At 52.8% G+C, this 12,320-nt stretch carries 12 protein-coding genes; 4 read left to right on the top strand and 8 right to left on the bottom strand.

Annotated features, from left to right (window positions below):
- Positions 1 to 37 precede the first annotated feature (37 nt).
- The gene (gene soxR, locus AAFN47_RS02685; protein WP_499807662.1) at positions 38 to 538 is read right to left on the bottom strand and encodes a redox-sensitive transcriptional activator SoxR; all 501 of its coding nucleotides are present in this window, start codon (positions 536 to 538) and stop codon (positions 38 to 40) included.
- A gap of 107 nt (positions 539 to 645) precedes the next feature.
- On the opposite strand from soxR, the gene AAFN47_RS02680 reads away from it, so the two are divergent.
- Complete coding sequence (locus AAFN47_RS02680) at positions 646 to 1,311, top strand: D-lyxose/D-mannose family sugar isomerase (protein ID WP_499807661.1); 666 nt, start codon at positions 646 to 648, stop codon at positions 1,309 to 1,311.
- Between the two features lie 27 nt (positions 1,312 to 1,338).
- Positions 1,339 to 2,277 (top strand): carbohydrate kinase family protein, encoded by a 939-nt coding sequence (locus tag AAFN47_RS02675; protein ID WP_499807660.1) that lies wholly within the window; start codon positions 1,339 to 1,341, stop codon positions 2,275 to 2,277.
- A 15-nt stretch (positions 2,278 to 2,292) separates the two neighbouring features.
- Here the strand turns inward: AAFN47_RS02675 and AAFN47_RS02670 are convergent, their stop codons facing one another.
- The 4 genes from AAFN47_RS02670 to AAFN47_RS02655 form a co-directional block, all read right to left on the bottom strand.
- Positions 2,293 to 2,865 (bottom strand): hypothetical protein, encoded by a 573-nt coding sequence (locus AAFN47_RS02670; protein WP_499807659.1) that lies wholly within the window; start codon positions 2,863 to 2,865, stop codon positions 2,293 to 2,295.
- Between the two features lie 86 nt (positions 2,866 to 2,951).
- A complete protein-coding gene (locus AAFN47_RS02665; RefSeq protein WP_499807658.1) occupies positions 2,952 to 4,562 on the bottom strand; it encodes a GMC family oxidoreductase in 1,611 nt (536 codons plus the stop codon).
- A gap of 408 nt (positions 4,563 to 4,970) precedes the next feature.
- Entirely contained in the window at positions 4,971 to 5,759 is a 789-nt protein-coding gene (locus tag AAFN47_RS02660) for an NAD-dependent epimerase/dehydratase family protein (RefSeq protein ID WP_499807657.1), read from the bottom strand.
- Positions 5,760 to 6,048: 289 nt separating this feature from the next.
- The gene (locus tag AAFN47_RS02655) at positions 6,049 to 7,044 is read right to left on the bottom strand and encodes a DUF2336 domain-containing protein (protein ID WP_499807656.1); all 996 of its coding nucleotides are present in this window, start codon (positions 7,042 to 7,044) and stop codon (positions 6,049 to 6,051) included.
- Positions 7,045 to 7,300: 256 nt separating this feature from the next.
- Here AAFN47_RS02655 and AAFN47_RS02650 point away from each other — a divergent pair, with 256 nt between their 5' ends.
- Complete coding sequence (locus tag AAFN47_RS02650) at positions 7,301 to 8,221, top strand: HpcH/HpaI aldolase/citrate lyase family protein (RefSeq protein WP_499807655.1); 921 nt, start codon at positions 7,301 to 7,303, stop codon at positions 8,219 to 8,221.
- On the opposite strand, the gene AAFN47_RS02645 is transcribed toward AAFN47_RS02650, so the two are convergent.
- Positions 8,211 to 8,792: a nitroreductase family protein gene (locus tag AAFN47_RS02645; protein WP_499807654.1), complete on the bottom strand. Its 582-nt coding sequence runs from the start codon at positions 8,790 to 8,792 to the stop codon at positions 8,211 to 8,213. The genes AAFN47_RS02650 and AAFN47_RS02645 overlap by 11 nt on opposite strands.
- Positions 8,793 to 8,876: 84 nt before the next feature.
- Between AAFN47_RS02645 and AAFN47_RS02640 the strand changes: the two genes are divergently transcribed.
- The gene (locus tag AAFN47_RS02640) at positions 8,877 to 9,818 is read left to right on the top strand and encodes an RgsD C-terminal domain-containing protein (RefSeq protein ID WP_499807653.1); all 942 of its coding nucleotides are present in this window, start codon (positions 8,877 to 8,879) and stop codon (positions 9,816 to 9,818) included.
- 43 nt (positions 9,819 to 9,861) lie between these two features.
- On the opposite strand, the gene thrS is transcribed toward AAFN47_RS02640, so the two are convergent.
- Positions 9,862 to 11,826, bottom strand: coding sequence for a threonine--tRNA ligase (gene thrS, locus AAFN47_RS02635; RefSeq protein WP_499807652.1), 1,965 nt, complete (start codon positions 11,824 to 11,826; stop codon positions 9,862 to 9,864).
- Between the two features lie 134 nt (positions 11,827 to 11,960).
- Positions 11,961 to 12,314 (bottom strand): membrane protein insertion efficiency factor YidD, encoded by a 354-nt coding sequence (gene yidD / locus AAFN47_RS02630; RefSeq protein WP_499807651.1) that lies wholly within the window; start codon positions 12,312 to 12,314, stop codon positions 11,961 to 11,963.
- Positions 12,315 to 12,320 lie beyond the last annotated feature (6 nt).

Below are 12,320 nucleotides of genomic sequence, written 5' to 3'. Positions count from 1 at the left end.
ACAGGAACAGAATACGGATCATCGAGCCGGCTAATTCTCAAGTCTCCTCGCATTCCGATAAGTCGCCAAGCAGATAACGCGGTCCTGCGCCCACCTTTCCTGCCTTGTCATCCGGGTTTAACAAAGCGCATGCCCGCAAAGAAAGACAGCCACAACCGATGCACCCGTCAAGATTGTCCCGAAGCCGTACCATGCGTTCGATACGGTCATCCAGCTCTTTCCTGAAATTGCGGCTTATCTTGCTCCAGTCTTTCTTGTTAGGCGTCCTTTTCGCAGGCAATGCCGCAAGTTGTTTGCGGATTTGCTCGATCGTAAATCCAAGTTGTTGCGCGATTTGAACAAAGGCCAAACGTCTTATATCCGACCGGACGAACCGCCTTTGCCCTGCGGCGTTTCTTTCCGAGGTCAGTAGACCGGCGGTTTCATAAAAGCGGATCGCTGAAACACTGACACCAGTGCGTCCGGCAAGGTCTCCAATCCCGATCGTCTTCATGAGCGCCATGAATATCATATTGATATCCTTTGAGTTGATTTTCAATCACTTGAGCATGCTCAGGCGCAAACTCATAAGCACAGCGTGTATCAAGAACCCAAATTCCCGTTCAGGCATTGCCACGCCGAGTACGAAATTATAGATGGACCGTGATGAAACGGTCAGAAATCAACACTATTCTTCGCGAAGGCGACGCGTTCATACGAGACCACGGTTTTATGTTGCCGCGCTTTGCCTCGTTCGCACCGGATGAGATGCGGGCTCTTGCCGATACGGCGCTGTTTCATAACAGGCTTGGATGGGACGTCACCGATTACGGAGAAGAACGGTTCTCCGAATATGGTCTTTTTCTCTTTACGATCAGGAACGGCAACATCGAGGATTTAGCGAAAAGATCCGGCATGCTTTACGCTGAGAAGATCATGATATCGCGCGATAGCCAGATTTGCCCTATGCATACCCACTACTCGAAAGTGGAAGATATCATTAATCGCTCAGGCGGCGATCTTATATTGGAGTTGTACGGCTCGCACGATGACGGTTCCATCGATCGTGAAAGGGGCGTGGACGTCGCCGTCGACGGCATGGTGCGATCGATACCCGCAGGAGACAAATTGCGGCTCATGCCTGGCGAGAGCGTAACACTTGTGCCGGGCGTTTGGCATGCCTTCTGGGCTGAGCATGGCGATTGCCTGATTGGCGAAGTGTCCACGGTCAACGACGACCTCAACGATAATTGGTTCGAAGAGGAAATTGGACGCTTCTCGGAGATAGAAGAGGACGAGGAGCCGTGGCGGCTGCTCGTTTCCGACTATTGAGTCTCTATCGAATGACGGATTTCTAAAATGTACCTGGTTTGCGGCGAAGCACTATTCGATTTCTTCCAAACTGATCGGCCCGAAGGCGCGAACGCCGTTTACGATGCGCGTATTGGCGGTTCTCCCTATAACGTCGCCATGGGGCTCGCCCGGCTGAAGGCGCGCGCGTCATTGTTTACCGGTGTTTCTGGCGACCTGTTTGGCGACCGCATCGCCGAAACCATGGAGAAAGAAGGCATCGACAAATGGGCCGTCGTGCGAAAGGACGCGCCAACAACCTTGAGCTTTGTTGGGCTGGATGCCCAAGGTTCGCCTGCATACGCGTTCTTTGGGAACGGCGCCGCCGATCGTTCACTTGCGCCTGAAGATCTGCCGCCCCTGCCCCCATATGTCGAATGGCTTCATTTCGGATCCTATTCTCTCGTGACGCCTCCGACTTCTTCAACACTCTTCAGCCTTCTTGAGCGTGAAAAAAGCCGTTTCATATCTCTCGATCCAAATATTCGTCCGACTGTCGTCGCCGACATGTCTGTCTGGGAGGCGCGGATAACGGCAATGTTGCCTTTGATAGACCTGGTGAAGGTCAGCTCCGAAGACCTGTCGATGCTCTATCCGGACAAAGATCCGTTGGATACTGCGCAGTCCTGGCTGGGGGATGGACCGCGCCTTGTTGTCGTGACCGATGGCGGGAGTGAGGTGATCGGACTGACTGAAAATGGCGTTCATCGGGTCGCGGTTCCGATCACCGAGATTGCCGACACCGTCGGCGCCGGCGACACATTTATGGCAATGCTTATGTATCTTCTGGGCAAGGACGGAAATCCCTCGCGAATGGTGGATTCTCTCGATCACGATCGGCTTTGCAGCATTCTCGACATCTGCGCGCGCGCGGCCTCTTTAACTTGCACGCGTCGTGGCGCTGATCTTCCCCGTCTCGATGAAGTACGCCCGTTCCTCAAGGATTGAGCGTATTCTGCTGCTTCAAATGCGCTGAACGGATCGCCGCTTGGGCAATTCGGCGTTGATTGCAGGCTTCGCGTTTTCCTGCATCCAATGGTTCAAGTGCTTATGTTCCTGTGAGCGCGCGAACGGTCTGTCTTCCACCCATTGCTTGCTGGCCATTTCAATGTTCGCGACTTGCGCTGCGTTTAGTTTTTGGGAAATTTTTGCGCATATTTGAGTAATTTTTCTGCGCAGGCCGCGTTCCGTGTAGCCTTTAAGTTTCGCCAGCACTGCAAGGGTGCATCCCTTGCCGCATTTGATCCTCGCCCACTCGTAGAGAAGTTCCCGCTCAGCCTGGTCGGGCAAAGCATTAATCCATTCCCAGCACGTCTCCATCCTGTCCAATGCACCAGGCGTTGGCCTGCGCTTGTAGCATAGCTTTGATTCGCCATAGGTTGCATGTTGGTCGAGGATTGTAGCCGGCATGGAATTGCTTATGTCGGCCGGACCGTGTGCACGTGGACAAAGCATCAATGTTTCAGCCGCTTCAATAATTCTGTTTTCGACTGCTTTGGTCGTCCAAGCTTGAAATTGTGTTTCTTGCAATGCCATACCCCTCAGTAAGAACAAAGAAGGAACATAGTGCTCGGCGCGCAGGAGTCAAACACCATATGCGACATTCAACAAATCGACCTGGATCAGGACTTGTTATCCTGAATGATCATATCACTCGCCTTCTCGGCAATCATGACGGTAGGAGCGTTTGTGTTGCCTGATGTTATCAGTGGCATGACGGAGGCATCGACGACACGCAGCCCGTCAATTCCACGTACTTTCAGTCGATTATCGACAACTGCTGCATCGTCATTTCCCATTTTGAGCGTGCCGACCGGGTGAAATATTGTGGTGCCTATGTCGCCCGCGGCTTCTATCAGGTCATCGTCGCTCTGACAGTTTGAACCCGGCAGATATTCGTCCGGTCTGTATTTGACCATTGCCGGTTGCTGCAGAATTTTACGTGTAATTCGGATTGCGCGAATGGCCGTCTGCCTGTCCGCCTCTGTGCTGAGATAGTTTGGGGCGATGACTGGGGCGTCGCGCCAATCGGCTGATCGCAGGCCGACGTGTCCCCGGCTATGTGGTCTCAGATTACAGACCGAAGCGGTGATCGCCGGGAAATCGTGCAACGGATCACCAAACTTGTCGAGTGAAAGCGGTTGTACATGATATTCAAGATCGGGCGTTTCGAGTGATTGTTCAGATTTGACGAATGCGCCAAGCTGGCTGGGCGCCATGGACATCGGTCCGGACCGCATCAGGGCATACTCCATGGCGATCGATATCTTGCCGAACAAATTTGATGCGCGCTGATTGAGCGTCTTTGCATTGTTGATGCGGAAAATCGTCCTGAGTTGAAGGTGATCCTGAAGATTTTTTCCGATTGCGTCGTTTGCATGGATGCATTCGATGCCAAAATTAGAGAGACCGCTTGGCGGTCCTAATCCGGATAGCATCATCAATTGCGGAGAATTGATAGCCCCTGCGCTCAGCAAGACTTCATTGCGGCACTCAGCAACAAAGTCTTGTCCGTCTCGGGAAAACTCCACACCGGTTACCCGCTTGTCACGGATGACAAGCCGCGTCGCCTGGGCTTTCGTGACGACTTCCAGATTCGGACGCGCGCGGACTGGCTTGAGAAACCCTCGCGCCATATTCCATCGAAATCCATTTTTCTGATTGACCTGGAAGTAGCTGCAACCTTCGTTGTTGCCGCGGTTGAAGTCATCAACTTTTGGGATCCCTGCCTGCTCGCAGGCATCTCGGAAACTGTCGAGCACGTCCCATCTGAGGCGCTGTTTATCGACGCGCAACTCACCTCCGCGGCCATGGAGGCTGTCATCTTCAGCCAGATAGTGGTCTTCGGATTTCAGGAAGAACGGCAGCACGTCGTCCCAGCCCCAGCCAGCATTGCCAAGTTGCCGCCAGCGATCATAGTCAGACGCCTGACCACGCATGTAAATCATGCCGTTTATGGAAGAACAGCCGCCGAGAATCTTTCCGCGCGGATAGGCTATCGAGCGCCCGTTGAGGCCTCTTTCAGCCACGGTGCGAAATCCCCAGTCGGTTCTCGGATTACCGATGCAGTAGAGGTATCCGACGGGTATTTTTACCCAGATGTAGTCGTCATTCCCCCCAGCCTCGAGAAGCAGTACTTTTCGGTCGGGTTGTTCGGAGAGCCGATTTGCAAGTACGCATCCTGCTGATCCTGCGCCGATGATGATGTAATCGAACTGACCTACGGAATTCACGGCTCCCCTCCCGATCCATACAATGCTCGCGTAGAATGGACTTACGTCCTTACGACATCAAATTCTTCACACGAATACCCTGAAAGCCTGTTCCTCCCAAACTAGGCATGGACGAAGGTCAACGCCAGCTTGATTGCGATAACACAGAACAGTTTAACTTTTAGGTGAAACACAGTTGCTTTTCTCGTTTTTAAATATATTAGTACGAGTGGATTGCTTGCATTGTTATGCAATAGCGGCATGGCACAAGTATTCTACTGGTTTTTCTGAGATGTAATTGATTAATATCCTGACATGACCGGTGAGCCTTGTTTTTCTTGAAAACAATACCGGTCTTCCCCGCAAGCTAGCGATCCGCCCGTCGCTTTCTTGCGGGGAACTCATTTTCGGAATTGCACTGATTTTTTCTTAGCGGGACCAAGCTGCCTTACTAAAAAGCGTGCCGGACAGTTTGGAAATAACGATCTGTGTCTTGTTCACGCCATCACGCGGCTTGTAGCCTAAATGCTTACGCGCCCTGCTCAGTGGATAGCGGCTGTTTTCGACATCAGACGTCAGGTTGAATACTGTAAATCCGCGGTTCTCAGCGGAAATTGAAAGTTCAATAGCCTGAAGGAAATCAGAATCGCTCAACCACACTTCACGTAGTCTCTTCGGCGCTCTGAGAACATTTTCTCGAATATTGTAACGTGGCGACCACCCAAGACGCAGGCATATAACATCCGGATACGCGGCCAACAGTTTCTCACAATGAAGTTTCGATCGGCCAAAGTCGCCAGACGGTTTCGGTGGCAAGTCTTCGGTGATGCGACGTCCGAACTCGCGATACCCGTCCATCACACGTAGACTGCTGGCAAAAACAATGCGGCTGACATTGTGCATCCTGCATGCCTTAAGGACATTCGCTGTGCAATCGACATTCTGTGATTTGAGCGTGTCGGGTGAAGAACTGACTTTCGACGTGCCGGCTAGATGAATAACGATATCTACTCCGGCAAACAATTGCATCCAATTGCCCGGAACCGAAAGGTTGGCAATCCGTACATTGAGATTTGGATGCGGCATCTGATCGACAAGAATAGATTTCTGGCTGTTTTTTACCAGTTCGCGCGCAAGTTTTGATCCGAGATTCCCGGTTGCCCCGGTTATCAGCACCACAGGCTCGGTTCTGAAAGTGTCACGACCGTTATTTGTCACGATACAATCTCTGAATGAAATTGCATTTATGCAATTCCAAACGCGGAAATATTTATTTTTCTGGATCGATATTTCTATTTGTTTCTTAAGACAAAAAAATCTGTTGCGCAAGACATCAAAACAACTTCGGTAAATAAATATTTATTACCTAAATATTCTGCATAAAAATAGGCTCTATCGCAAAAATTAAGCGCTATAGTTGCAAATAGCGTATAACCATTGTGGCGGTATTTTGATTATTTTCAACTCAATGTAGATCGCAATTATCTACAAAGCTGTTTCCCTATGATCAGGCGGCTGCCATTGATAGCGCATAATCTCTCGCTGAACGGCGTTGATATTCGAGGTTCAATCGTTCAACGAGTTGAAACAATTCAGCGACCTGTTTGTCTCCCGGCCGCCGCCGCATGATTTGCATGTGACGATCCATGATTTGTTCGGGAGACATTGCAGATTTGCCCATTGCTGCATCGCGCCAGAGCAAAGTCGATTGTACGAATACCTCTCCAATCGACCTCTGAATACCACAGGAATTGAATAGAGAAGCTATCGAGGCGCGGCGGCCGTCGACGAGTATGGCGCGAACGCGCGCCCTCCCCATTCCGGATATGCCGGCAATCGCTGCGGCGAAGAATTCGATGTTTCCTTTGCAAAGCAGATGCATCAGGAACGCTGGAGACAGGTCGCCACGGATTCTCAAATGTTCCACAAGCGCCGGAATTTCCGAATCACGCACGTTGTCGGCCAGCGTAAAGATCGCCTTTTCGCATGCGGACGCTGTAACTGCTGTTACCCGTCCGGTTCCAACAATTGACGAAACGAAGCGCGATCCCGCCAGCGCATTGCCGACCTTGAATATGAGCGTATGCCGTACATCGCACGGCAGGTCATCTCTGTCGATCAGACTGGAACGCACGTCTGTATCGTCCTCGAACCGCTCCCAGATCCTATCGAATGAAACGCTTGCGATCCTGGCGTAGCGGTTTTGAAGAAGTTCACTGACCGCTGGGCTACAACCGACTTCAGCTACTGCCGCACAAACGGACGTAGACAGGTTTTGACGCATGGCGACAGCAAGTTGTAGTCCGGGTCTGCTGTCAGCAACAAAATCAACAAGATCCGCGTCTTTCAGTACAGGTGAACAACTTACGACGAGGCCGGCGATGTCCAGCTGGTCGCTCGCCAGACCCATTATGACGGCGCGTGGTATGCGCGGGCTGAAGCAAATCGCTTCAGCAAGTCCAAGACGCACTAACGGAGAAGGATCGTCGAGCAGGAAAACCATGGCGGCTTCGGCGGCCCTGGCTTCCTCTTCCGACATATTTGACTGGATGTAAGCTCTTCCAAGGGCGTTCGCCGCTCTGGCGCGATCAATTGCTTTTGCATGTTTCGACCATTGGAGGAATTTTTCGACGATCATATTTTGATAACCGGTCCGATGTTGCAGATAATGAATTCATAACGCCGAATAGTTTACGATCGGTTCACCATGTTCATTAACCGCTTCATACTGTAGGAAACTTTGCCGGCGTCTCCACAGGATGCGGAACTTTGCAAATAAGAAGGCCCGACGAATGAGATCTTATCTTTTTGTGCCTGCTGATTCAGAAAGAAAATTGGAGAAGTCTCTGCAATCTGGTGCCGATTGCCTGCTGATCGATCTTGAAGATTCGGTGTCTTTTTCACACAAGGAAACCGCCAGAACTCTGGCTGCGGCTTTTGTCCAAGATCAACGAAGCAGGAAGGATCGTAGCACAATCGTCATAAGGGTGAATTCCCTGACAAGCGGTATGGCGGATGACGATCTCGCAGCTCTGGTTCCAACTCGGCCGGATGGTGTGCTGTTGCCGAAATCAGAACATGGCGCCGATGTACAGAATTTGTCCGCCATGATCGCAGTGCACGAAGCCAGGTCCGGGATCACAAACGGAGAGATAGGGATACATGCGCTCATTACCGAAACCGCTACAGGCCTGCTAAACGCCGCGACCTATGTCGGCGCGTCCGACCGGTTGAAATCAGTCTCCTGGGGCGCTGAGGATCTGTCGGCTGATCTGGGGGTGGAAACAAACAGAGACAACAACGGTAACTACACAGATGTATTCAGGCTCGCCCGCTCTTCCGCGCTACTTGCCGCGGCCTCGGCCGGCGTTATGGCTGTCGATGCGGTTTATGTCGATTTCCGAAATGAGGCGGGCCTGGAAGCGGAATGCCAGAAGGCGGTGCGTGACGGTTTCTCAGGAAAAATGGCGATCCATCCCAATCAGGTAGAGACCATCAATCGCGTCTTCACGCCGTCGCCTGAATCGATAGAATGGGCGCAACGTATCGTCTCGCTCTTCGAACAATCTGGGGCAGACGCTGGCGTCCTTAGCCTGGATGGAAAAATGGTGGACCGCCCTCACCTGCGGCAAGCAGAACGTATATTGTCGCGCGCGCGCGATACCGGCGTCAGACAGTAGCGTCGTCCAGCCAAGTCACAATATCGTCGAGCGCGGGTCGTGGCCTCTCGGTCGGGGGCGCAGTTGGCGTTCCTACGTGGATAAAACCTGCAATGCTCTCGTCGCCAACCAGTCCGAGAGACGCAAGGGCGTCAGCGTCGTCCGCCATCCACTCCGTCAGCCAACTCGCGGAAAATCCGTATGCGTTCGCCGCCATCAGCAGCGCCATACAACTCGCGCCTGCAGACAATACCTGTTCCCATTTTGGAATTTTGGGATGCTCGACCACGCGGCTCACCACAGCGATGACGACAGGCGCCCTGTCGAACCGCGTGCTTTCTGCGCGGAGCTGATCCCCAGAAAGGTCGGGCCGCCGTTCGAGCGCGATTGACCGAAATCTGTCGTTTAACCTCAGTCTGGCTTCGCCCTCTATTACAATAAAGCGCCAAGGCGCGAGTTTGCCGTGGTCGGGAACGCGCGCCGCAATTGTCAGGATTTTTCTAATGGTTTCTCGGTCAGGGCCTGGTTCTGCAAGAAAATTCGCCGGTATAGTACGGCGGCTTTCAAGATATTTCCATAACGCTTCGTTCACGGATGGTCCTCTTTCAACAATGGTTTAGCCTTGAAATTGCCTATAGTATGGTTTTCAAACAAGCGAGTTTACAATGGAATCGTCATGACAATGTTGAAGCGCTTTCTTGTTCTGGGGGCAGTTTGCCTGTTTACACTGTCCCGACCTGTCGGCGCATTCTCCCAGGAAATCGAAACAATGACGACGCCGTCAACGGCGCTTTTCCCCGGATTGACGGAATTTGCGCCGCAATCAATGACCCCAGCGGAAACGCCCGAGGGTACTTACAACATTCGACTTGAAGCCAAGCTGACCGGAGACGGCGCGCCGCTGCAACATGGCCTTGTATGGCGGGTTTTTGATCCAACAACGGACGATAGCGGCAAAATGCCGCTTCTCGCACAGTCCGAGGGCGGAGAAGCGCTTTTCGAATTCGAACCGGGGGAATACCTCGTCCATGTCGCGTTTGGATTGGCCGGCGTTACGAAGAAACTGATCGTTCCTGTCTATGCCGCTGACAATCGGGATTTCATCCTGAACGCCGGGGGTCTTGTTCTCGACGCCGTGTCTGGTAATGACGGTCGAATACCGATTTCAAAACTCAGCTTTTCAATTTATGCTGATGAACGTGATGACAACGAACAGCGACCGCTGGTGATCGCTAAAGTCAAGCCGAACCAAATCGTGCGACTGAATGCAGGAACGTACCACGTGGTTTCCGAATACGGGAACGTGAATGCGGTGATCCGTTCAGACATCAGGGTAGAGGCCGGGAAACTGACAGAAGCAACGATCCAGCACCGGGCCGCCAACCTCACGCTTAAACTCGTCGCCGAGGAAGGCGGGGAAGCGATCGCAGACACGGCCTGGTCGATCACCAACTCTGCCGGCGACCTGATCAGTGAAAGCGTTGGCGCTTTTCCCTCACTTGTTCTGGCCGAAGGCCAGTACACAGCCATCGCACGTCATAAGGACAATCTCTATCGACGGGACTTCCAGGTCGTCGCAGGACGCGACACCGACGTCGAAGTCATCCTCGATCAGTGAAATGTCCATGTCCGGATCGCGATCGATCCGGACATGGTCCTTGTCAGGATTCACCAGCCTCCCGGCGTCTGATGTCCGGAGGCATTGCTTCGTCGACAAGCATGGATACAGCCTCATCCAGGGAAAGCGATTGCTGGTCCCTGCTGCCGAAACGTCGCATGTTGACGGTGTTTTCCTCGGCTTCGCGTTTGCCGCATACGAGTATCACCGGAACCTTTGTCAGAGAATGTTCCCTGACCTTGTAGTTGATCTTCTCGTTTCGGAAGTCCGTTTCCACTCTCAAGCCGGCCTTTTTCAGTCGTTCGGCAACCTGACCGCCATATTGATCTGCATCCGAGGTGATCGTCGCGACGACCACATGGAGCGGCGCAAACCACAGAGGAAAATGCCCGGTGTAATTCTCGATGAGGATACCGAGAAAGCGCTCCATTGACCCGCAGATTGCGCGGTGAATCATGACCGGCTGCTTCTTTTCCGAATCGCTGTCGATATAAAAAGCACCAAAGCGTTCAGGCAGATTGAAATCCACCTGTGTCGTGCCGCACTGCCACTCGCGTCCGATGGCGTCACGCAGCGTGTATTCGAATTTCGGGCCGTAGAATGCGCCCTCGCCGGGCATGATCCCGGTTCTTATTTTGCCGTCCGACTGCGCCTCGATAATCGCCAACACTTCCGACATGACGGATTCTGCCCTGTCCCACAACGCATCGTCGCCTACCCGCTTTTCGGGCCGCGTCGACAATTTGACAGTAAACTCGTCGAAACCGAAATCAGCATAGGTGCTCAGGATCAGATCATTGATGCGCAGGCACTCCGCAGCCATCTGCTCGTCGGTACAGAAAACGTGCGCGTCGTCTTGCGTGAAACCGCGCACGCGCATGAGCCCATGTAACGCGCCGGAAGGTTCATATCTGTGAACCGAACCAAATTCCGCAAGCCTCACAGGCAGTTCCCGATAACTTTTCAAGCCATGCTTGAATATCTGAACGTGGCCTGGACAGTTCATCGGTTTAATCGCAAAGACACGTTCATCCTCCGTCTTGGTGATGAACATGTTCTCGCGATACCAATCCCAGTGACCAGAGGTCTCCCAAAGCGCCTTGTCCAGAATCTGAGGCGCATTGACTTCCTGATAACCGTGCTCCTCGGTCCGCCGGCGCATGTAACTGACAAGGTTCTGGAACATGCGCCATCCCTTTGGATGCCAGAAAACCACGCCGGGTCCTTCTTCCTGAAAATGGAACAAGTCCATTTCCCGGCCGAGACGGCGATGGTCTCTTTTCTCTGCCTCTTCCAGCATATGCAGATAGGCGTCGAGTTCCTTCTGGTCCGCCCACGCCGTGCCGTAAATGCGCGTTAGCATCGGGTTGTTCGCGTCGCCACGCCAATAGGCGCCGGCTACCTTCATGAGTTTGAAGGCGTTGCCAATCTGGCCCGTCGACGCCATGTGAGGCCCCCGGCAAAGATCGAACCAGTCGCCCTGACTGTAGATCTTCACGTCTTCGCCTTCGGGAATAGCGTCCACCAATTCCACCTTGTAGGACTCGCCCATGTCGGAGAAGGTCTTCTTTGCCTTTTCCCGAGACCAGATTTCTTTTTGAAAAGGTTTGTTGCGAGCAACGATCTCCCGCATCTTCTTTTCGATCCTCGGAAGGTCGTCTGAAGTAAAAGGCTGATTGCGCGCGAAGTCGTAGTAAAATCCGTTTTCGATCACTGGACCGATCGTGACTTGCGTGCCCGGATACAATTCCTGAACCGCTTCAGCCATGACATGCGCAGCGTCGTGTCGTATCAGTTCCAGCGCGCGTGGATCTTCACGGGTGAGAATTTGCAATTCTCCAGCAGTCACCACATCGTCGAGATCTTGAATGGTTCCGTCGATTGCGATCGCCACAGCCTTTTTGGCAAGAGACTTGGAGATGCTTTGTGCGACGTCCCGACCGGTCGTTCCCGCTTCGAAGGAACGTTCCGAGCCATCTGGAAAAACAAGGGGAATTTGTTCTGACACTGGTTTTTACTCCTATCCAGTCCCGCCAACGAATGCGGGTGGTTGAACATCGGTCTCCAACGGGAGTCCTGAGCGGATCCCTTGAAAACCGCGGGCCTTTTAGCGCAACTTTTCCTTAGTGGAAACCTTGAAAGTCAGGCTGTACGGTCAGCCTTAATGAAATACCGCCACGGCAGATACCATTTTGCGCCGTGAGGCGCAGCTTCCGGAACCGAATCATATCCGTGTGATCCGCCTGGGCCACACCGAATGACACGAAAAAATGTCATCCAGCCACCTGGCCAAAGACCATGTTTTGCAATCGCTTCATAACCGTACTCAGAACACGTCGGTAAATGCCGGCACGTATTGCCGATCAGACTTGAAAGCGTAATCTGGTACAGCCTGATTAGAGACATGCCCAGCAATCGTCCGGGCGTCTTGCGATACGGACCTTTAAAATTGCGCCCATTCGCCTTATGGCGCGCTCCGTCACACCGGCAATTCATGCCAAC

It is taken from the genome of Hoeflea sp. CAU 1731, from assembly GCF_039888615.1.
Classification (GTDB): Bacteria; Pseudomonadota; Alphaproteobacteria; order Rhizobiales; family Rhizobiaceae; genus Flavimaribacter.
The sequence above is the reverse complement of the archived record's forward strand: the minus strand, read 5'-3'. Positions and strand labels throughout refer to the sequence as shown.

Coding starts and splice junctions, on each gene's coding strand:
- AAFN47_RS02670 (WP_499807659.1), bottom strand. CDS start 2,865: ATGGCATTGCAAGAAACACAATTTCAAGCTTGGACGACCAAAGCAGTC.
- AAFN47_RS02650 (WP_499807655.1), top strand. CDS start 7,301: ATGCGGAACTTTGCAAATAAGAAGGCCCGACGAATGAGATCTTATCTT.
- yidD (WP_499807651.1), bottom strand. CDS start 12,314: ATGAATTGCCGGTGTGACGGAGCGCGCCATAAGGCGAATGGGCGCAAT.
- AAFN47_RS02640 (WP_499807653.1), top strand. CDS start 8,877: ATGACAATGTTGAAGCGCTTTCTTGTTCTGGGGGCAGTTTGCCTGTTT.
- AAFN47_RS02680 (WP_499807661.1), top strand. CDS start 646: ATGAAACGGTCAGAAATCAACACTATTCTTCGCGAAGGCGACGCGTTC.
- AAFN47_RS02655 (WP_499807656.1), bottom strand. CDS start 7,044: ATGGTTTTCCTGCTCGACGATCCTTCTCCGTTAGTGCGTCTTGGACTT.
- AAFN47_RS02675 (WP_499807660.1), top strand. CDS start 1,339: ATGTACCTGGTTTGCGGCGAAGCACTATTCGATTTCTTCCAAACTGAT.